Source organism: Pseudomonas sp. IPO3747, from assembly GCF_013385245.1.
GTDB classification, from domain to species: Bacteria; Pseudomonadota; Gammaproteobacteria; order Pseudomonadales; family Pseudomonadaceae; genus Aquipseudomonas; species Aquipseudomonas edaphica.
Genome location: NZ_JACAQL010000002.1, coordinates 117,804 through 138,075, shown reverse-complemented (window position 1 = coordinate 138,075; position 20,272 = coordinate 117,804). Strand labels below are relative to the sequence as shown.

Sequence of the window (20,272 nt, the reverse complement as noted above, 5' to 3'; positions counted from 1 at the left end):
CGCGCTGACTGAAACCGAATTTTAAGGACCCACAGATAATGGCTATCGAAATCAAAGCCCCGTCATTCCCGGAATCGGTTGCCGATGGCACCGTTGCCACCTGGCACAAGAAACCAGGCGACGCTGTAAAGCGTGACGACCTGATCGTCGACATCGAGACCGACAAAGTCGTTCTGGAAGTGTTGGCCGAAGCTGACGGCGTGCTGGGCGCGATCGTGGCTGAAGAGGGCGCTACCGTCCTGTCGAACCAGATCCTGGGCTCGATCGAAGCGGGCGGCGCTGCTGCTCCGGCTGCCGCTGCTGCTCCAGCTGCCGCACCTGCCGCTGCCGCTCCGGCTGCAGGTGGTGAAGACCCGATCGCCGCACCGGCTGCGCGTCAGCTGGCTGAAGAAAACGGCATCAACCTGGCGTCCCTCAAGGGCACCGGCAAAGACGGCCGCGTAACCAAGGAAGACGTGGTTGCTGCTGTCGAAGCCAAGAAAAACGCTCCGGCTGCTGCACCGGCCAAGGCTGCAGCACCTGCTGCCGCTGCGCCTGTGTTCGCTGCTGGCGACCGCACCGAGAAGCGCGTACCGATGACCCGCGTGCGTGCCACCGTGGCCAAGCGTCTGGTTGAAGCGCAGTCGAACATGGCGATGCTGACCACCTTCAACGAAGTCGACATGACTGAAGTCATGGCCCTGCGTTCGAAGTACAAGGATCTGTTTGAGAAGTCCCACAATGGCGTGCGCCTGGGCTTCATGTCGTTCTTCGTGAAAGCGGCCACCGAAGCGCTGAAACGCTTCCCGGCAGTCAACGCTTCCATCGACGGCAGCGACATCGTTTACCACGGCTATGCAGACGTCGGCGTTGCCGTGTCCAGCGACCGTGGCCTGGTAGTACCGGTCCTGCGTAACGCCGAGCTGATGAGCCTGGCTGAAATCGAAGGCGGCATCGCCGGCTTCGGCAAGAAAGCCCGTGACGGCAAGCTGACCATCGACGAGATGACCGGCGGTACCTTCACCATCACCAACGGTGGTACCTTCGGTTCGATGATGTCGACCCCGATCGTCAACCCGCCGCAAGCTGCGATCCTGGGCATGCACAACATCATCCAGCGTCCGATGGCCATCAACGGCCAAGTCGTGATCCGCCCGATGATGTACCTGGCGCTGTCGTACGATCACCGCCTGATCGATGGTAAAGAAGCCGTGACTTTCCTGGTAACCATCAAGAACCTGCTGGAAGACCCGGCTCGTCTGCTGCTGGACATCTAAAGACGCAGCTGCAAGTTGCGAGCTACAAGCTGTAGGAAAAAGCAGCTTGGCTTGCAGCTTGTCGCTTGAAGCTTGTCGCTGAATAGAGGATCTATTTTCATGACACAGAAATTTGACGTTGTAGTGATTGGTGCAGGTCCTGGCGGCTACGTTGCCGCCATCAAGGCCGCACAACTGGGCCTCTCGACTGCTTGCATTGAAAAATACACCGACAAGGAAGGCAAACTGGCGCTGGGCGGTACTTGCCTGAACGTTGGTTGCATTCCTTCCAAGGCGCTGCTGGACAGCTCCTGGAAATTCCACGAAGCCCAAGACGGTTTCGCGATCCACGGCATCAACCATGCTGGCGTGACCATGGACGTGCCAGCAATGGTCGGCCGTAAAGCCAACATCGTTAAAGGCCTGACTTCCGGCGTTGCCACCTTGTTCAAGGCCAACGGCGTGACTTCCCTGCAAGGCCACGGCAAGCTGCTGGCCGGCAAGAAAGTTGAAATCACCAAGCCGGACGGCTCGGTTGAAGTCATCGAAGCCGAAAACGTGATCCTGGCACCAGGTTCGCGTCCAATCGACATTCCGCCTGCTCCTGTTGACCAGAACGTGATCGTTGATTCGACCGGCGCCCTGGAATTCCAAGCGGTTCCCAAGCGTCTGGGCGTGATCGGCGCTGGCGTAATCGGCCTGGAACTGGGTTCGGTATGGTCGCGCCTGGGTTCTGAAGTGACTGTGCTGGAAGCCCTGGACACGTTCCTGCTGGCTGCCGACACTGCAGTGTCCAAAGAAGCGCTGAAAACCCTGACCAAGCAAGGTCTGGATATCAAGCTGGGCGCCCGTGTTACCGGTTCCAAGGTCAACGGCGAAGAAGTCGTTGTGACCTACACCGATAAAGAAGGCGAGCAGACCATCACCTTCGATAAGCTGATCGTAGCCGTGGGTCGCCGTCCAGTGACCACCGACCTGCTGGCTTCCGATAGCGGCGTGAACATCGACGAGCGTGGTTTCATCCACGTTGACGATCATTGCGCTACTACCGTGCCAGGCGTGTATGCCATCGGCGACGTGGTTCGCGGCATGATGCTGGCGCACAAGGCTTCCGAAGAAGGCATCATGGTTGTCGAGCGCATCAAGGGTCATAAAACCCAGATGAACTACGACCTGATCCCATCGGTTATCTACACCCACCCGGAAATTGCATGGGTCGGCAAGAACGAACAGCAGTTGAAAGCTGAAGGCGTTGAAGTTAACGTCGGCACCTTCCCGTTTGCCGCTTCTGGCCGTGCCATGGCAGCTAACGACACCGGTGGTTTTGTCAAAGTCATCGCTGATGCCAAGACTGACCGCGTATTGGGCGTCCACGTGATTGGCCCAAGCGCTGCAGAACTGGTTCAGCAGGGCGCGATCGGTATGGAATTCGGCACCAGTGCCGAAGACCTGGGCATGATGGTCTTCTCCCATCCGACCCTGTCCGAAGCGTTGCACGAAGCAGCGTTGGCAGTGAATGGCGGCGCCATCCACATCGCCAACCGCAAGAAGCGCTAAGCGAGATAATAAGAAACCACGGCGGAGTTGCCCGTCGTGAGCCTTGCGCGCAAGACTCACCGCGGAATATCCGCTGGACGCAGCCTTGCACAGTTTTACGGGTCTTAAGCCTCGCAAATTGTGCAAGCAGCAGTCACAGGTGGTGCGGCACTCATAATGAGCGCAGCGCCGAATGCGCAGTACCTAACGAAGACGGTAAAAAGCATGAATCTTCACGAGTATCAGGGTAAGCAGCTGTTCGCTGAATACGGCCTGCCAGTATCCAAGGGTTACGCAGTGGACACCCCGGAAGCAGCAGCAGAAGCTTGCGACAAAATCGGTGGTACCGAATGGGTTGTCAAAGCCCAGGTCCACGCCGGTGGTCGCGGTAAAGCGGGCGGCGTCAAGCTGGTTCGCAGCAAAGAAGACGCCAAGGCCTTCGCACAGCAGTGGCTGGGCAAGCGTCTGGTGACTTACCAGACTGATGCCAATGGCCAACCAGTCACCAAGATCCTGGTTGAATCGTGCACTGATATCGCTAAAGAGCTGTACCTGGGCGCTGTCGTTGACCGTTCGAGCCGTCGCATCGTGTTCATGGCTTCCACCGAAGGTGGCGTGGACATTGAGAAGATCGCCGAAGAAACCCCAGAAAAAATTCTGAAAGCCACTATCGATCCACTGGTTGGCGCTCAGCCATTCCAGGGTCGCGAGCTGGCTTTCCAGCTGGGCCTGGAAGGCAAGCAAGTTGCCCAGTTCGCCAAGATCTTCGTAGGTCTGGCCAAACTGTTCCAGGATCACGATCTGGCCCTGCTGGAAGTGAACCCGCTGGTGATCAAGGCTGACGGCGATCTGCACTGCCTCGACGCCAAGATCAACATCGACGCCAACGCCATGTACCGTCAGCCTAAGCTGAAGACTTTCCACGATCCGTCGCAAGACGATCCGCGCGAAGCGCACGCTGCCAAGTTCGAACTGAACTACGTAGCCCTGGAAGGTAACATCGGTTGCATGGTCAACGGTGCTGGCCTGGCCATGGGTACCATGGACATCGTCAACCTGCATGGCGGCAAACCAGCCAACTTCCTCGACGTGGGCGGCGGTGCTACCAAAGAACGCGTTACCGAAGCGTTCAAGATCATCCTGTCCGACTCCAACGTCGCAGCAGTATTGGTCAACATCTTCGGCGGCATCGTTCGTTGCGACATGATTGCCGAAGGCATCATCGGTGCAGTGAAAGAAGTTGGCGTTAAAATCCCGGTTGTTGTTCGCCTTGAAGGTAACAACGCTGAACTGGGCGCTAAAGTACTGGCAGAAAGCGGTTTGAACATCATCGCGGCTACCAGCCTGACCGACGCTGCTCAACAAGTTGTCAAAGCTGCGGAGGGCAAATAATGAGCGTCCTGATCAATAAAGACACCAAAGTTATCTGCCAGGGTATTACCGGTTCGCAAGGTAGTTTCCACACCCAGCAAGCCATCGAATACGGCACCAAGATGGTTGGTGGTGTTACTCCTGGTAAAGGCGGTACCGAGCACCTGGGCCTGCCAGTGTTCAACACCGTGAAAGATGCTGTAGAAAAAACTGGCGCCACCGCCAGCGTTATCTACGTTCCAGCTCCTTTCTGCAAAGACTCGATCCTGGAAGCAGCCTTCGGCGGCATCAAGCTGATCGTTTGCATCACCGAAGGCATTCCTACCCTGGACATGCTGGACGCTAAAGTTAAGTGCGACGAGCTGGGTGTTACCCTGATCGGCCCTAACTGCCCAGGCGTGATCACCCCAGGCGAATGCAAGATCGGCATCATGCCAGGTCACATTCACTTGCCAGGCAAAGTCGGTATCGTTTCGCGTTCCGGCACCCTGACCTACGAAGCTGTCAAGCAGACTACTGACGCCGGTTTCGGTCAGTCGACTTGTGTCGGCATCGGCGGTGACCCGATCCCAGGTTCGAACTTCATCGACATCCTGAAACTGTTCCAGGAAGACCCGAAGACCGAAGCGATCGTGATGATCGGTGAGATCGGCGGTTCGGCTGAAGAAGAAGCGGCTGCCTACATCAAGGCACACGTGACCAAGCCGGTTGTTTCCTACATCGCTGGTGTGACTGCCCCTGCAGGCAAGCGCATGGGCCATGCTGGCGCAATCATCTCTGGCGGCAAGGGCACAGCAGACGAGAAGTTTGCTGCCCTGGAAGACGCAGGCGTTAAAACCGTGCGTTCGCTGGCAGATATCGGCAAGGCTTTGTCCGAGCTGACCGGTTGGGCTGTCAAGTAAGCCTCCCGCTTAGCTGACGCTTCACCACACAAAGGCCACCTTCGGGTGGCCTTTGTGCATTCTGGATTTGCCCATTTTTTGGCAGATTTACTCGGTCAAATGTGGGAGCTGGCTTGCCTGCGATAGCAGTGTGTCAGCCAACACATTTGGCACAGACAGATCGCTATCGCAGGCAAGCCAGCTCCCACAGTGGAATGTATTGCCAGGTTAAGTATGAAAACGCGACATTTGGATGTCGCTTATCGGACAGTCCGCCCCGCAACAGTGCGTTTGTCGGCTTATTTCTGTACTCTAGCCGCCTCTTTATGCGTCCGCCTCCCAAAAGGAAGCCGCGCGCTAGACCGGTCGGTCCCCATCAGGGCCGGCAGCAGTTCCCTCATCCACAGGGAATCCCTCTCTAAATTCCGATTCAGTAGTGTGGTATTTCCTGAAATGAAAGTGTTGAAAAGCCAGGACATCCTGGCGTTAGGCTTTATGACTTTTGCCCTATTCGTGGGCGCCGGCAACATCATCTTCCCGCCTATCGTTGGTTTGCAGTCCGGGCCTCACGTCTGGATGGCAGCGCTGGGCTTCCTGATCACCGCAGTTGGCTTGCCGGTGGTCACCGTGATCGCGCTGGCCAAGGTCGGCGGCGGCATGGACGCATTGAGCAGCCCGATCGGCAAGATCGCCGGTGGCCTGCTGGCGGCGGCGGCGTACCTGGCGGTAGGCCCGCTGTTCGCCACCCCGCGCACCGCGACCGTTTCGTTTGAAGTGGGCCTGGCGCCGCTGACCGGCGAAAGCCCGCTGGCGCTGTTCCTCTACAGCTCGGTGTACTTCCTGCTGGTGTTCTTCATTTCCCTGTACCCGGGGCGTCTGCTGGACACGGTAGGGCGTTTTCTCGCACCGTTGAAGATCATCGCCCTGGCCGTGCTGGGCATCGCTGCGTTTGCCTTGCCGGCCGGTGATGTCGGTGTTGCCACCCCGGAATACGTCGCTGCACCGTTCTCCCAGGGCTTTATCAATGGCTACTTGACCATGGATACCCTCGGCGCGCTGGTGTTCGGTATCGTCATCGTCAACGCGATTCGTTCCCGTGGTGTTGAGTCGCCAAAGCTGATCACTCGCTATGCGATCATCGCCGGGCTGATTGCCGGCGTGGGCCTGGCGCTGGTGTACATCAGCCTGTTCCGCCTGGGTTCGGGCAGCCACGCGGTGGCGGCCGGTGCCAGCAATGGCGCGGCAGTGTTGCACGCCTACGTGCAACACACCTTCGGCTCCCTGGGCAGTGGCTTCCTCGCTGTGTTGATCTCCCTGGCGTGCCTGGTCACTGCCGTGGGCCTGACCTGTGCTTGCGCCGAGTACTTCAGCAAGGTCCTGCCACTGTCCTACAAGACGCTGGTGGTGATCCTGGCGCTGTTCTCGCTGTTCGTGTCCAACCTGGGCCTGACCAAGCTGATTGCCTTCTCGATCCCGGTACTCACCGCGATCTACCCGCCGTGCATCGTGCTGGTGGCCCTGAGCTTCTGCAAAGACTTCTGGCAGGAGCAGGGCCGTATTGTTGGCCCGGTGATGCTGGTGTCGTTCATCTTTGGTTGCATCGACGCGCTTAAAGGCGCTGACTTGGCCGATTGGATGCCTGCACAGTTGGCGCACCTGCCGCTGAGTGAGCAAGGTTTGGCCTGGCTGGTGCCGTCGGTGATGACGCTCGGCGTGGCGGTAGTGGTTGACCGGATGCTCGGCAAGCGTAGCGAAGCCATCGCCTGACTCAAGGTTTCACGCTGTACTGAAATGCCCCGTATCAATCGATACGGGGCATTTTTTATGCCTGCAAGACCACAACGCTCTAAAGTTGGAGTTCGGTCAATGTGGGAGCTGGCTTGCCTGCGATGGCGTCGGTTCAGTCACTGCTGTGTCGCCTGATCCACCGCCATCGCAGGCAAGCCAGCTCGCACATTTTTAACCGTGTTTGTCTTTAATTATCGTATACAAGGCCCCGCATGTCGTTCATCGAAACCAATCAAATCCACCTGCTGGCCGCCTTCTGGTTTGCCCTGTGCTGGGGTGGCTACACCCGCTATGCCAGTTGGAAAGCCCGAGACACCGCCTGCCTGGCCAGCGTGCTGCACCTGTATCGCGAAGACTGGATGCGCCGTATGCTGCTGCGCGATAACCGGATTGCCGACGCCAGTGTGATCGGCAACCTGGAGCGCAATGCCTCGTTCTTCGCCTCCAGCACGTTGATTATTCTCGCCGGTATTCTCACCGTGCTGGGCGCGTCCGAGCGTGCGGTATCGTTGCTGGCGGACATCCCCATGGTGCAGCAGGCGTCACAGGGCATGTCGGAAATCAAGCTGCTGTGCCTGGCGCTGGTGTTCGTCTACGCGTTCTTCACCTTCAGCTGGTGCATGCGTCAATACAACTTTGCCGCCGTGCTGGTGGGCTCAGCGCCGATGATCGGTGAGCGGCAGGTGTCGGAGCAGGAGCGCAAGGCATTTGCCCTGCGGGCGGCGCGGGTGATTTCGATGGCGGCCAACCAGTTCAACTTTGGCCTGCGCTCGTATTACTTCGGCATGACCATGCTGGCCTGGTTTGTCAGCCCCTGGTTGTTCATGTTGATGAGCAGCGGTGTGGTACTGGTGCTGTATCGCCGCGAGTTTCATTCCGACGTACTGCAGGTGATGGTTTATACGCCGACCGATATGCCGGTAGCCGAGCCGGCTAAAGAAACCGTGTCTTGATGAGTGGCACCCAGGGTTAATCAAATTCTATAAATCGCAGGCAAAGTAAAGCCCGCTATGTAAGCGGGCTTTCTTTTTGCAGCAAATGCCAGGCTATTAGTTCTTGGCAGGTTCTGCAGGTGCGGCAGGTGCAGCTTCTTTCGCGGCGGCTTCGTTCGATTCAGCCTGAGCTTTGGCAGCATCGGCGTTTTCTTTCGCAGCGTCGTTCACTTTATCCTGTGCTTTCGCCATGTCCTTCTGAGCTTGCTCAGAATGCGCGGCGGCATCTTGGGCTTTGTCTTCGGATTTCTTATCGCAGGCAGCGAGACCGAGGGCAGCGGCCAACATCATGGAAATAGCTAAAGTTTTGCGCATGGGGTGTTTCTCCTTATTGAAGATATCTACTGGCCTTTCGAGCTTGGACGGCCAGCATTAGTTCCTTTTGTTTCAAAGATATATAAAACACCGCTGCCAAGGAACTTTTAGTCCTGTCCCGGCTACTGCGCAAACCCACACTAATAAGAGTCTGCACACATGACCGAAAATCCCTTGTTAGAGCGTGCCACACGCTTTGTTTTGGCCCTGCGCCATTGCCAGGTGCTGGGCATTATCGTGCATGCCGCCAGCGAGGAGGGCATGACGCTGGCCCTGCCTTACGGCCCGCATATCGTCGGTGACCCTCAGACCGGCGTGATTCACGGCGGCGCGCTGACCTCACTGATGGACACCGCCTGCGGCATGGCCACGCTGTGCGTGCTGCCGGAGTTCGAGGTGTGCCCGACCCTGGATTTGCGCGTCGACTACATGCATCCCGCCGAGCCGCACAAGCCGGTGTATGGCTTTGCACAATGCTACCGGGTGACCACCGACGTGATCTTTACCCGTGGCTTTGCCTACCAGGATGATCCTCAGCAACCCATCGCCCATGTGGTGGGCACCTTCATGCGCATGGGCAAGCGCCTCAAAGGCACGCAAGGACTCGGCAATTCGATCAAGGGAGACCAGGCATGACGCATCGATTCAAGACCCGCCTCGAACAGGCCCATGAGCGCGGCGACTATGAGGCGTTGCTCAACCTGGTGCCCTACGCCAAGCTGATCGGCATCGAATGCTCAAGGTTGGGGGATGAGCTGCTGTTTCGCCTGCCGGCCAACAAGGACAATATTGGTAACCCGATATTGCCAGCGCTGCACGGCGGCGTGATCGCAGGTTTTATGGAGCTGTCGGCAGCGTTACATTTGCTGGTATTTACCGGTGCGCCAGGTTTGCCGAAAATCATCGATTTTTCTCTGGATTACCTGCGTGCCGGGCAGTTTCGCGACACTTACGCCAAATGCCAGGTGTGGCGCCAAGGCCGCCGGGTGGCGAATGTGGCGATCACCGCCTGGCAAAGCACCGCCGCTGAGCCGATTGCCACCGCTCGTGCACATTTCAAAATTGAGGAATTGGTGCGCCCTTGAAATCCTGGTCTTAGCCCCCAACTTTGATGACAACCCGCCGCCAACCCTTTCGGGCGCGGCCACTGCCATCCAATTGGAGTTTGATGACCATGAGTGTGGAAACTCAAAAGGAAACCCTGGGCTTCCAGACCGAGGTGAAGCAACTGCTGCACCTCATGATCCATTCGCTGTATTCCAACAAGGAAATCTTCCTTCGCGAATTGATCTCGAACGCCTCTGACGCTGTCGACAAATTACGTTTCGAAGCCCTCTCCAAGCCTGAGTTGCTGGAAGGTGGCGCCGAACTGAAAATCCGTGTGAGCTTCGACAAGGACGCCAAGACCGTCACCCTCGAAGACAACGGCATCGGCATGAGCCGCGAAGACGCGATTACCCATCTGGGTACCATCGCCAAATCCGGCACCGCAGACTTCATGAAGAACCTGTCGGGCGACCAGAAGAAAGATTCGCACCTGATCGGCCAGTTCGGCGTGGGCTTCTATTCGGCCTTCATCGTCGCCGACAAGGTTGAAGTATTCAGCCGCCGCGCCGGCCTTGACGCTAGCGAAGGCGTGCACTGGGCCTCCAAAGGTGAGGGCGAGTTCGAAATCGCCACTGTCGACAAGGCTGACCGTGGCACGCGTATCGTGCTGCACCTCAAAGCCGCTGAAGATGAATTCGCCGACGGCTACCGCCTGCGCAATATCATCAAGAAATACTCCGACCACATCGCTTTGCCGATCGAACTGCCGAAAGAACAAGCGGCTGTCGAGGGCGAAGAGAAACCTGCCCAGGAATGGGAAGTGGTCAACCGTGCCAGCGCCTTGTGGACCCGCCCTCGTACCGAAGTCAAAGACGAGGAGTACCAGGAGTTCTATAAGCACATCGCTCACGACTACGAGAACCCGCTGAGCTGGAGCCACAACAAGGTCGAAGGCAAGCTGGAATACAGCTCGCTGCTTTATGTACCTGCCCGTGCCCCATTCGATCTGTACCAGCGTGAGGCGCCAAAAGGCCTGAAACTGTACGTGCAGCGCGTGTTCGTGATGGACCAGGCGGAATCGTTCCTGCCGCTGTATCTGCGCTTCATCAAAGGTGTGGTCGACTCCAACGACCTGTCGCTGAACGTGTCGCGGGAAATCCTGCAGAAAGACCCGATCATCGACTCCATGAAGTCGGCGCTGACCAAGCGCGTGCTCGACATGCTGGAAAAACTGGCGAAGAACGAGCCTGAGCAATACAAGGGCTTCTGGAAAAACTTCGGCCAGGTCATGAAAGAAGGCCCGGCAGAAGATTTCGCCAACAAGGAAAAAATCGCCGGCCTGCTGCGTTTTGCCTCGACTCAGGGTGACGACGGCGAGCAGATCGTGTCGTTGGCCGAGTACCTGGCACGCGCCAAGGAAGGTCAGGACAAGATCTACTACCTGACCGGCGAAACCTACGCCCAGGTCAAGAACAGCCCGCACCTGGAAGTCTTCCGCAAGAAAGGCATCGAAGTGCTGCTGTTGACCGACCGTATCGACGAGTGGCTGATGAGCTACCTCAGCGAGTTCGACGGCAAGACCTTCGTCGACGTGGCCCGTGGTGACCTGGACCTGGGTAACCTGGACTCTGAGGAAGAGAAGAAGGAAGCCGAAGAGGTCGCCAAGGCCAAAGAAGGCCTGGTTGAGCGGATCAAGACTGCCTTGGGCGATGCCGTCAGCGAAGTGCGGGTTTCCCACCGTCTGACCGACTCTCCGGCGATTCTGGCCATCGGTGAGCAGGACCTGGGCATACAGATGCGTCAGATCCTCGAAGCCAGCGGGCAGAAAGTGCCGGATTCCAAGCCGATCTTCGAATTCAACCCGGCTCACCCGCTGATCGAGAAACTCGATGGCGAGCAGAGCGAAGAGCGTTTTGGCGACCTGACGCACATCCTCTTCGACCAGGCAGCCCTGGCTGCCGGTGACAGCCTTAAAGATCCGGCCGCGTATGTGCGCCGGCTGAACAAGCTGTTGGTTGAACTGTCGGTTTAACACCGTTGTAGAAAAACCCGCTTCGGCGGGTTTTTTCGTTCTAACGCACCTCAACTGGAGTAAATGATGAGCCAAGTCACTGTACGTTCCGTGGTCTATCAGATTGATGGCCAGTCTTATGAAAGCCGCCTGGCGTTCGATGCCAGCCACAAGGGCCCGCTGCCGGGCCTGCTGATGGCGCCGAACTGGATGGGGGTGAGTGCGGGTGCCGAGGAAATCGCCAAGAGCGTGGCCAGCAAAGGCTACGTGGTACTGATCGCCGACCTGTACGGGCAAACCGTGCGCCCGACGAATGGCGATGAAGCCGGCGCTGCGATGATGCCGTTGAAGAACGATAACCCGGCGCTGCTCAAGCGCATGCAGGCGGCCTTTGAGCAACTGCAAAGCCAGACCGAAGCGGCCGTTGATACCTCGAAGCTGGCGACCTTCGGTTTCTGCTTTGGTGGTTTCTGCTCGCTGGAGCTGGCACGCACCGGTGCGCCGTTGAAGGCTGCTGTGTCGTTCCACGGCACGATCGACACACAAAACCCGGCAGGTGCCAAGCACGTCAAGGGTTCGGTGTTGGTGCTGCACGGCGCGTCCGACCCATTGGTGCCGAAAGAGCAACTGCCGGCGTTTGAGCAAGAAATGAACGCCGCCGGTGTGGATTGGCAGTTGCTGAGCTACGGCGGCGCGGTGCATTCCTTTACTGACCCGCACGCCAATGTGCCGGGCAAGATGATGTACGACGCGAAGACGGCCAAGCGTGCGTTCCAGTCGATGCATAACTTGCTGGATGAAGTGTTCAAGGGCTAAAGCTTTAGCGCCTGTTCCGGCCTCATCGCAGGCAAGCCAGCTCCCACACTTTGAACTGTGAAAACATTCGACAGGTGGGAGCTGGCTTGCCTGAGATAGCTATCTGACAGGCAACTCAATCCTTTCAGATTCACCCGGCACCGTCGGCCAATCCCCGGCCGCCCAGCGCTGCCTGGCCTGTTCAATCACCGCCGGATCGCTCGCGACAAAATTCCAATTGATCCGGCGTGGCCCATCCAGCGGCGCGCCGCCGAGCACCACCACGTGGCAATCGCTTTCGGCAAACAAGGTCATTTCCTGCCCGCTCGGCAATACCACCAGGCTATGCGCCTCCACTGCCTCACCGTCCAACTGCACCTCGCCGTCCAGCACATACACCGCGCGCTCCTCATGCTCATCCGGGATCAGCAGCGTCGTGGCCGTGTGCATCTGCACCTCGGCATATAGCGTAGGCGACAGCACCGGCACCGGCGATTTAAGGCAGAAACCCGCGCCTGCGATCAGGCGAATCTGCACGCCCAGGTTATCGCTCACCGGCAGGCTTGCCGCCGGGTGATGGCTGTAGTGGCCCGGCCCGGTTTCATGGTCCTTGGGCGAGGCCAGCCACACCTGCAGGCCGTGCAAGCTGAAACCACTGGCCTTGAGGGCTTCGGGCGTGCGCTCGACGTGGGCAATTGCGCTGCCGGCGGTCATCCAGCTGACGTCGCCGGCTTGCACTACCTGGTCCGAGCCCAGGCTGTCCTTGTGTTGCAGGGCGCCTTCGAACAGGTAGGTGAGGGTGGACAGCCCGATATGCGGGTGCTGGCGGATATTCATGCCGGTGCCGGGTGCATAGCGGGTCGACAAAATATGGTCGAAAAACACAAAAGGCCCGACGCTGCGGCATTCGCGTGACGGCAGCGGTCGCAGGATCGGCTGGCCTTCGACGTCTTCGGCGCGCGGGCGGATCACGGTAAGGGTGGTCATGGGGCGTCCCTGTCTGAGCGGGTTAGGTGCTACTGAGCATAACCCGCTCGACGGGAGGTTGGGGCTACTGGCTGAAAGCGCCTTCGGACAGTTTGGTTTCGATGGTGACGTCGGCAGTGGTCATCAGCTTGTGTACCGGGCACTTATCGGCGACGCGATGCAGTTCATCGCGCTGCTCATCGCTGAGTACGCCCTTGAGCGTCAGCTTGACGTTGAGCTTGTACTTGCCTTTTTGCTCCTCTGAGCTGTCGTGGGTAACTTCCACGGTGACGCCGGTGAGCGGGATGTCTTTTTTCTGCGCGTAGAGCTTGACGGTCAGCGCCTTGCACGAGGCCAGGGCGGCGTCGAAATAATCGTGGGGCGAGGGCGCCGAATCATCACCGCCCAGGCTCTTGGGCAGGTCGGTGAACAGTTCGTGGTTGTTGATGTTCACGCTGTGGCGAAAGTTGTCGTGGTTAAGCGTATTGACGGTAACAGGCATGGCAAACCTCACGAGGGCAGTAAAAGGTCATGCAGTTATAGAGCATGCTGGCACTTCAGTGTTCCGTGTTTTTTCCAATGGCTGCCCGCGCGATTGCCAAGCGCGTTGATATCGCGTTTTCGTCTTACGCAAACGCGACAAAGGGCCGATACCTTTCAGGAGACCTGCTGCAGGTGGATGCAGCGCATTCGGAAGGAATCCAGGCATGAGTATCCGTAGTTTGAATATCGCCCCGCGCGCAGGCTTAGGCTTTGGCGTGCTGGCATTGATGGTGTTTGCCCTGGGCGGCTTCGCCCTGCTGCAGATGGCCAATATGCGCCAGCAGTCGGATCAGGTGGAGAACAACTGGCTGCCCAGCGTGATGGCGGTGGGGGAGATGAGCCAGGACCTGTTGCGGGTGCGTGCCCTCACCCTGCGTTTGGTGGTCAACCGTGACCCGCAGGCGCTGGCGCAGAACGAACAGAAGCTCACCGACCTGAAAAACGGCCTGCACCATGCGCAGACGCTCTACGAAGGGTTGATCGTACTGCCCGAAGAGCGTGTACTGTTTGATCGTTTCAAAAACCAGGAGCAGCAATACCTGCAACGTCAGGAGCAGGTGATGGCGTTTTCCAAGGCCAACCAGCTGGAGGATGCGGTCAGGATCGTCAATGGGGAGATGAATCAACTGGCCGATGAGATGGCCGCGACCCTGCACGACCTGGTCGCCTTGAACAAGGCCAGTGCCAACCAGGCCGCGAACCTCGCGCAGAGCGTGTTCACCCAATCGCGCACATGGGTGGTTGGCATGATAGTGCTCACAGCATTGATCACCATTGGCCTGGCGGTATGGCTGACCCGCAGCATCGTGCTGCCGTTGGCGCAGTCGCTGAAGGTTGCCCAGGGCGTGGCAGGCGGCGACCTCACTGGTGAGATCAACGTAACCGGCAACGATGAGCCCGCGCGCTTGCAGCAGGCGCTCAAGGGCATGCAGGAGAACCTGCGCGACACCATTCGACGGATTGCCGAGTCTTCGAACCAATTGGCCTCGGCTTCTGAAGAACTCAGTTGTGTGACTGAAGATGCGACCCGTGGTTTGCACCAGCAAAACCAGGAAATTGAACAGGCGGCCACGGCGGTCAACCAGATGACCGCGGCGGTGGAGGAGGTGGCGAGCAATGCGGTGGCCACGTCACAGGCGTCCCGCGAGTCTGACCGCATTGCCCAGCGTGGGCGCGAGCAGGTGCATCAGACAGTGGTGTCGATTGAAGCGCTGGCCGATGACGTCACATCCAACGCGACCCAGGTTGAGGACTTGGCGCAGAAGGTCTATGGCATCAGCAAGGTGTTGGATGTGATTCGCTCGATTGCCGAGCAGACCAACTTGCTGGCGCTGAATGCCGCGATCGAAGCGGCGCGCGCGGGCGATGCCGGGCGTGGGTTTGCGGTGGTGGCCGATGAAGTGCGGGCACTGGCCCATCGCACGCAGCAGTCGACTCAGGAAATAGAATTGATGATAAGCGGGATTCAGCAAGGCACCGATCAAGCTGTCAGTTCGATGCAGCAGAGCAATACGCGGGCGCGCTCTACGTTGGATATCGCCAAGTCGGCGGGCACGGCGTTGGAGGAGATTGCGTCGGCCTTTACCTTGATCAACGAGCGCAACCTGGTGATTGCGAGTGCCTCGGAGCAGCAGGCAGCGGTGGCGCGGGAGGTGGATCGCAATTTGATGAATATTCGCGACCTGGCGCATCAGACGTCGACGGGCGCTAACCAGACCAGTGCGGCGAGCCAGGAGTTGTCGCGGTTGGCGGTGGACCTGAATACCATGGTGGCGCGGTTTTCGGTGTAGGGCTTGGGACCGAGGTGACGCTATCGCAGGCAAGCCAGCTCCCACATGTTGAATGGCGAACACCGCCATATGTGGGAGCTGGCTTGCCTGCGATGAAGGCGACTCGGTCTCATTCCATTGCCCACAAAAAAGCCCCGAACCAGTCGGGGCTTTTCCAGGTGATCAACCTGCGGGGCTTACTTGCCCTGCCAGCGTTTCAGTACCAGGGTGGCGTTGGTGCCACCGAAGCCGAAGCTGTTGCTCATCACGGTGTCGATTTTTGCGTTTTCAACGGTCTTGGTCAGGATCGGCATATCGGCGACGACCGGGTCGATCTCGTCGATGTTGGCCGAGCCGGCCATGAAGTTGCCTTCCATCATCAGCAGGCAGTAGATCGCTTCGTGAACGCCGGCGGCGCCCAGGGAGTGACCCGACAGGCTCTTGGTGGAGCTGATGGCCGGAGCCTTGTCACCGAATACCGCACGCACGCCTTCCATTTCCTTGGCATCGCCGACCGGAGTCGAAGTGCCGTGGGTGTTCAGGTAGTCGATTGGGGTGTCCACGGTGGACATGGCCATCTGCATGCAACGAATGGCACCTTCGCCGCTCGGCGCAACCATGTCGTAGCCGTCGGAAGTAGCGCCGTAGCCGACGATTTCCGCGTAGATTTTTGCACCACGGGCCAGAGCGTGTTCCAGTTCCTCGACCACCACCATGCCGCCACCGCCGGCGATGACGAAGCCGTCACGCTTGGCGTCGTAGGCGCGGGAGGCCTTTTCCGGGGTTTCGTTGTACTGGGTGGACAGCGCGCCCATGGCGTCGAACAGGAACGACTGGCTCCAATGTTCTTCTTCGCCGCCGCCGGCGAAAACGATGTCCTGCTTGCCCAGCTGGATCTGCTCGACCGCAGTACCGATGCAATGAGCACTGGTGGCGCAGGCAGAGGAGATCGAGTAGTTCACACCCTTGATCTGGAACGGGGTGGCCAGACAGGCCGAAACAGTGCTGCCCATGGTCCGCGTTACGCGGTACGGGCCAACGCGCTTCACGCCTTTTTCGCGCAGGATGTCCAGCGCTTCCATCTGGTTGAGGGTCGATGCGCCGCCGGAGCCGGCGATCAGGCCGGTGCGTACGTTCGAAACCTGGTCTTCGCTCAGGCCGGAATCGGCAATGGCGTCTTTCATGGCCAGGTAAGCGTAAGCGGCAGCGTGGCCGACGAAGCGATAGATCTTGCGATCAATCAGTTCTTCGAGGGGCAGGTCAATGGAGCCGGAAACCTGGCTACGCAGACCCATTTCGGCATATTCCGGGTTGAAGCGGATGCCAGGGCGACTTGCACGCAGGTTAGCGGTGACGGTCTCTTTGTCATTGCCCAGGCAAGAAACAATGCCCAGACCAGTGATAACGACGCGGCGCATGCGGATAACCCTTAAAAGTTGTCAGTGGAAGTGAATACGCCGACCCGAAGGCCTTCGGCAGTATAGATCTCGCGACCGTCGACAGTCACCGAACCGTCGGCGATAGCGAGGTTCAGCTTGCCCTTGAGGACGCGCTTGATTTGAATGTTGTAGGTGACTTTCTTGGCAGTCGGCAGGACCTGGCCAAAGAACTTCACTTCGCCCGAACCCAGGGCGCGGCCGCGACCTGGCAGGCCTTGCCAGCCCAGGTAGAAACCGACCAGTTGCCACATGGCATCAAGGCCCAGGCAGCCCGGCATCACAGGGTCGCCTTCGAAATGGCAGGCGAAGAACCACAGGTCAGGGGTGATATCCAGCTCGGCGACCAATTCACCTTTGCCGTACTTGCCACCCTCTTCGCTGATATGGGTGATGCGATCCACCATCAGCATGTTCGGGGCGGGCAGTTGCGCGTTACCTGGGCCGAACAGCTCACCGCGACTGCAGCGCAGCAGGTCTTCCCGAGTAAAGGCGTTTTGTTTGGTCATGCGAGCTCCTCAATAATCCCATGCGGCAGGGCAGGGTAAATCTTCCCGGACCGAATGAAGCGTTCATGCCTCATACCGGCAGCCTACACATAGACTATTGCGTTGTAGTGAAAGTCACAGCGTCAAGGTACTCAATGTACACTTGTTCACTGAAATTTTAAACCGAGCCTGTTTATCGGCCCGTTTGGGTGCCTAAGACTGCCGCACTTTCGTCTCTCGCGCCAGTCGCAGTTGGTTGATGGCGCGGCGCTATTGCACCCAGCGCTGCAGTATTTGCTGCAAATCCGTGCGTTTGAACGGCTTGGCCAGGTAATCGTTCATTCCGGCTGCCAGACAGGCTTCGCGATCGCCCTGCAAGGCGTTGGCCGTCAACGCGATAATCGGCAGGTCGGCGCAGCCGGGCAGTTGGCGAATCCGGCGGGTGGCTTCGTAGCCGTCGATCAGCGGCAGGCGGCAATCCATCAGGATCGCGGTAAAAATCAGGCTCTCGGCGCTGCGGATTGCCTCGGCGCCATCGGTGGCCAGGCTCACTTCAAAGCCCAGGCTGCGCAACATGGCCTCGACCACGGTGCGGTTGACCGGGTTGTCTTCCACCAGCAACACATGGCGGCCATCACCCGCGCTGGCCTTGCCCTCGGCGTCCAGGGCGATCGCCGGCAAGCTGTGCTGGTCGATGGCCAGTGGAATTTCCAGGGTAAATACCGAGCCACGGCCTTCCTGGCTTTGCGCGCGCAACGTGCCGCCCATTCGTTCGGCCAGCGTGCGAGCAATAGGCAGGCCCAGGCCGGTGCCGCCGTAACGTCTGGAAATGGAACTGTCAGCCTGCTGGAACGCATCGAACATCAGCTCCAGGCGTTCAGCGGAAATCCCGATGCCGCTGTCGCGCACCGTGCAGGTGAACCACACCAGTTCATGGTCGAGAGTTTGCCAATGGGGCTCGACGGTGACGCTGCCGTGCTCGGTGAATTTGAGCGCGTTACCGATCAGGTTCACCAGGATTTGGCGGATACGCGTCGGGTCACCCCTCACGCGCAAGGCGTCCATGCCCAGCGGAATCGGTAATTCCAGGCTCAGGCCACGTTGCTGTGCGCTGTGCTGGAAGGCCTGGGCGCAACTGTTGATCAGGTCCGCCAGGTTGAAGGCGATATGTTCCAGCTCCAGCGCGGCGCGTTCGATACGTGAGAAATCGAGGATGTCGTTGATGACTTTAAGCAGGTGCTCGGTGGACTCCGAGGCCAGCGCCGCGTACTCGGTCTGCTCCTCGGTCATCTCGGTGGTTTCCAGCAGTTGCAGCATACCCAGCACGCCGTTCATGGGCGTGCGCAACTCGTGGCTCATCATCGCCAGGAAGTCCGACTTGGCGTTGTTGGCCCGTTCGGCTTCTTCGCGGGTCTGGATCAACTGGGCCATGGCCTGGTGCTGTTCGCGGCTGGCCTGGTTAAGGCCTTCGGCGAGGTTGTTGATGTGCCGCGACAAGTCGCCCAGCTCCGAATCATCGACAATCGGCAGCGGTGTCTTGTAGTCGCCTTGCTGGATGGCTTTTACCGCGTGGCCCATGGCGCTGATCGGCTGCGACAGGCTCGCGGCCAGGCGTCGCGCGAGCAGGAAGGTAAACAGCAGGGCGAACAGTGCGAGGATGCCGGCCTTGAACAGAATCTCCTGCTGGCGCTGGCTGAAGGCGTCGTTGGACATGCCGACGATCACCCGGCCCAGGTAATCGGCACGCGGCGCCTTGGGTTCGTTGAGGTTGTCCTGGAAAAAGTCATTGCCCAGCTGGATATGCTGTAAGCGGATGGGCGCCTGGAACACTTTCACCGACAGCGAACGGTCGTGTTTTTCCGAAGGTTGTTCGACGTACACCAGGATGTTCTCAGTGCTGTCCTGAATCTCCAGGAAGCGCACATGCGGGGTGGCCAGCGTGGCACGCAGCAGGCTTTCGAGCACATCGTTGTTGCCGGAAATCACCCCGTACTCCGTGGCCGGGGCCAGTTGGTTGGCGATCAACTGGCCGGTGTGGTCGAGTTCCTGGCGCAGGTCCTGGATACGCACGAAGGTAAAGAAGCTGATCAACAGCAAGGTCAGCAACAGCGCCGGGCCCAGGGTGATGAGCTGGGTGCGGGTGTTGATGTCCCAACGACGGCGCAAGGTCATGGGCGTTTTTCTCCTTCGGCCAGGCGGGCGGCGACGGCGGTTTCGTCCACCTGTTCGATCCCCAGTGAGCGCGCGACCTGCGGGTTGCCCACGACTTTGAAGTGTTGCGGGTACAGGCTGCGTGGCCAGTTGGCTGGCGGATGATCCAGCAGCCGGTCGAGCACCGCCAGCCAGTCGGCCTGGTCGCTGTAGGTGCTGGCCAGGCTGCCGGCCTTGACGAACCCGGCGTTGGGCCCCACCAGCGGCAGTTGCTGGGCGTAGCTGCTGAGCAACAGGTTCTTCACGGTTTTCGGGTTGTACAACTGCGGGTCGTCGAGGCCGAGCAGCACGTCACTGTTTTTGAGCAGGTTTTGCAACGGGCGGCTGTCGTTAATGTTGTCCCAGCGTTGCGCCACGATTTCCAGGCCCATGGGCGCTGCATACTCGCGCAACTCCGGCAGCAGGAACTCACTGCCGCTGCCATAGAGCACACCGATGCGTTGGGCCTGCGGCAGGATGTTGGCGATCAGCTTGAGTTGGCGTGCCAGCGGCGGGTCGCTCCACAACAGGCTGATTTTTGCCGGGTGGGTGGTGCCCAGGCGCTGGCGTGCCTGTAAGCGGCTGATGCGCAACACCAGGGTCGGCGGGCCCTGGTCATCCTGCAGGCGCCAGTCGAGGCCGGGCAGGTCCAGCAGGATCAGGCGCGTGCCGGGCGGCAACTGGCTCGGCGCGGGCAAGTCTTTGAGCGGGACAAAGCTCACCTGGTCTTCGGGGCGTTGCTGGGCGAGGGCCTGGGTAAATGCCTGAACGCCGGCACCGTCTTCGGCGGCGGTCAACAGGATATCGGCGCTCCACGCCGGCGCGGTCAGCAACAGGCACACCAGCAGCAAGGCGCGGCGCCAGAGCCGAAAGATAAAGAAGGGGGTCATCCGTGACTGAGCGCCCATG

Annotated in this window: 18 protein-coding genes and 1 pseudogene; 12 read left to right on the top strand and 7 right to left on the bottom strand. The window is 59.2% G+C overall.

The window, feature by feature from the left end:
- Nucleotides 1-38: 38 nt before the first annotated feature.
- The 6 genes from odhB (at nucleotide 39) to HX790_RS01790 (ending at nucleotide 7,764) form a co-directional block, all read left to right on the top strand.
- Nucleotides 39-1,256, top strand: a complete 1,218-nt coding sequence (gene odhB / locus HX790_RS01815) for a 2-oxoglutarate dehydrogenase complex dihydrolipoyllysine-residue succinyltransferase (RefSeq protein ID WP_176991177.1) — start codon at nucleotides 39-41, stop codon at nucleotides 1,254-1,256.
- A gap of 99 nt (nucleotides 1,257-1,355) precedes the next feature.
- Entirely contained in the window at nucleotides 1,356-2,792 is a 1,437-nt protein-coding gene (gene lpdA, locus HX790_RS01810) for a dihydrolipoyl dehydrogenase (RefSeq protein WP_017134447.1), read from the top strand.
- Nucleotides 2,793-2,996: 204 nt separating this feature from the next.
- Nucleotides 2,997-4,163, top strand: coding sequence for an ADP-forming succinate--CoA ligase subunit beta (gene sucC, locus HX790_RS01805; protein ID WP_003210567.1), 1,167 nt, complete (start codon nucleotides 2,997-2,999; stop codon nucleotides 4,161-4,163).
- Nucleotides 4,163-5,044, top strand: a complete 882-nt coding sequence (sucD, locus tag HX790_RS01800) for a succinate--CoA ligase subunit alpha (protein WP_017134448.1) — start codon at nucleotides 4,163-4,165, stop codon at nucleotides 5,042-5,044. Before sucC ends, sucD begins: the two co-directional genes overlap by 1 nt.
- Before the next feature lie 432 nt (nucleotides 5,045-5,476).
- Nucleotides 5,477-6,790: a branched-chain amino acid transport system II carrier protein gene (brnQ, locus tag HX790_RS01795; RefSeq protein WP_017134449.1), complete on the top strand. Its 1,314-nt coding sequence runs from the start codon at nucleotides 5,477-5,479 to the stop codon at nucleotides 6,788-6,790.
- 233 nt (nucleotides 6,791-7,023) lie between these two features.
- The gene (locus HX790_RS01790; protein WP_017134479.1) at nucleotides 7,024-7,764 is read left to right on the top strand and encodes a DUF599 domain-containing protein; all 741 of its coding nucleotides are present in this window, start codon (nucleotides 7,024-7,026) and stop codon (nucleotides 7,762-7,764) included.
- Between the two features lie 96 nt (nucleotides 7,765-7,860).
- On the opposite strand, the gene HX790_RS01785 is transcribed toward HX790_RS01790, so the two are convergent.
- Nucleotides 7,861-8,118, bottom strand: a complete 258-nt coding sequence (locus HX790_RS01785) for a hypothetical protein (protein WP_017134478.1) — start codon at nucleotides 8,116-8,118, stop codon at nucleotides 7,861-7,863.
- A 159-nt stretch (nucleotides 8,119-8,277) separates the two neighbouring features.
- Between HX790_RS01785 and HX790_RS01780 the strand changes: the two genes are divergently transcribed.
- From HX790_RS01780 to HX790_RS01765, 4 genes are all read left to right on the top strand, one after another.
- Complete coding sequence (locus HX790_RS01780; RefSeq protein WP_017134477.1) at nucleotides 8,278-8,754, top strand: PaaI family thioesterase; 477 nt, start codon at nucleotides 8,278-8,280, stop codon at nucleotides 8,752-8,754.
- Nucleotides 8,751-9,203 (top strand): PaaI family thioesterase, encoded by a 453-nt coding sequence (locus tag HX790_RS01775; RefSeq protein WP_017134476.1) that lies wholly within the window; start codon nucleotides 8,751-8,753, stop codon nucleotides 9,201-9,203. Before HX790_RS01780 ends, HX790_RS01775 begins: the two co-directional genes overlap by 4 nt.
- An 89-nt stretch (nucleotides 9,204-9,292) precedes the next feature.
- Complete coding sequence (htpG, locus tag HX790_RS01770; protein WP_176991176.1) at nucleotides 9,293-11,197, top strand: molecular chaperone HtpG; 1,905 nt, start codon at nucleotides 9,293-9,295, stop codon at nucleotides 11,195-11,197.
- A gap of 66 nt (nucleotides 11,198-11,263) precedes the next feature.
- Nucleotides 11,264-11,992: a dienelactone hydrolase family protein gene (locus HX790_RS01765; protein ID WP_017134474.1), complete on the top strand. Its 729-nt coding sequence runs from the start codon at nucleotides 11,264-11,266 to the stop codon at nucleotides 11,990-11,992.
- A gap of 99 nt (nucleotides 11,993-12,091) precedes the next feature.
- Here HX790_RS01765 and HX790_RS01760 read toward each other — a convergent pair whose 3' ends face one another.
- Together HX790_RS01760 and HX790_RS01755 are read right to left on the bottom strand one after the other, a co-directional pair.
- Nucleotides 12,092-12,958 (bottom strand): pirin family protein, encoded by an 867-nt coding sequence (locus tag HX790_RS01760; RefSeq protein WP_017134473.1) that lies wholly within the window; start codon nucleotides 12,956-12,958, stop codon nucleotides 12,092-12,094.
- A 64-nt stretch (nucleotides 12,959-13,022) separates the two neighbouring features.
- Nucleotides 13,023-13,439, bottom strand: a complete 417-nt coding sequence (locus HX790_RS01755) for an OsmC family protein (protein ID WP_099549021.1) — start codon at nucleotides 13,437-13,439, stop codon at nucleotides 13,023-13,025.
- 205 nt (nucleotides 13,440-13,644) lie between these two features.
- Here HX790_RS01755 and HX790_RS29780 point away from each other — a divergent pair.
- A pseudogene (locus HX790_RS29780) lies at nucleotides 13,645-14,415 on the top strand (MCP four helix bundle domain-containing protein); the annotation flags it as partial.
- On the top strand, nucleotides 14,407-15,270 hold the full coding sequence (locus HX790_RS29775) for a methyl-accepting chemotaxis protein (protein ID WP_371318486.1): 864 nt from the start codon (nucleotides 14,407-14,409) through the stop codon (nucleotides 15,268-15,270). The pseudogene HX790_RS29780 and the gene HX790_RS29775, both read left to right, overlap by 9 nt.
- A gap of 176 nt (nucleotides 15,271-15,446) precedes the next feature.
- Here the strand turns inward: HX790_RS29775 and fabB are convergent, their stop codons facing one another.
- The 4 genes from fabB to HX790_RS01730 all read right to left on the bottom strand — a co-directional run bounded on the left by fabB (nucleotide 15,447) and on the right by HX790_RS01730 (nucleotide 20,271).
- Nucleotides 15,447-16,667, bottom strand: coding sequence for a beta-ketoacyl-ACP synthase I (gene fabB, locus HX790_RS01745; protein ID WP_017134470.1), 1,221 nt, complete (start codon nucleotides 16,665-16,667; stop codon nucleotides 15,447-15,449).
- A gap of 11 nt (nucleotides 16,668-16,678) precedes the next feature.
- Nucleotides 16,679-17,194, bottom strand: coding sequence for a 3-hydroxyacyl-[acyl-carrier-protein] dehydratase FabA (gene fabA / locus HX790_RS01740; protein ID WP_003210552.1), 516 nt, complete (start codon nucleotides 17,192-17,194; stop codon nucleotides 16,679-16,681).
- 249 nt (nucleotides 17,195-17,443) lie between these two features.
- Nucleotides 17,444-19,345 carry an ATP-binding protein gene (locus HX790_RS01735; protein ID WP_017134469.1) on the bottom strand — a complete coding sequence of 634 codons (1,902 nt, stop codon included), beginning with the start codon at nucleotides 19,343-19,345 and terminating at the stop codon, nucleotides 17,444-17,446.
- Nucleotides 19,342-20,271, bottom strand: coding sequence for an ABC transporter substrate-binding protein (locus tag HX790_RS01730; protein ID WP_176991175.1), 930 nt, complete (start codon nucleotides 20,269-20,271; stop codon nucleotides 19,342-19,344). Before HX790_RS01730 ends, HX790_RS01735 begins: the two co-directional genes overlap by 4 nt.
- Nucleotide 20,272: the final 1 nt, after the last annotated feature.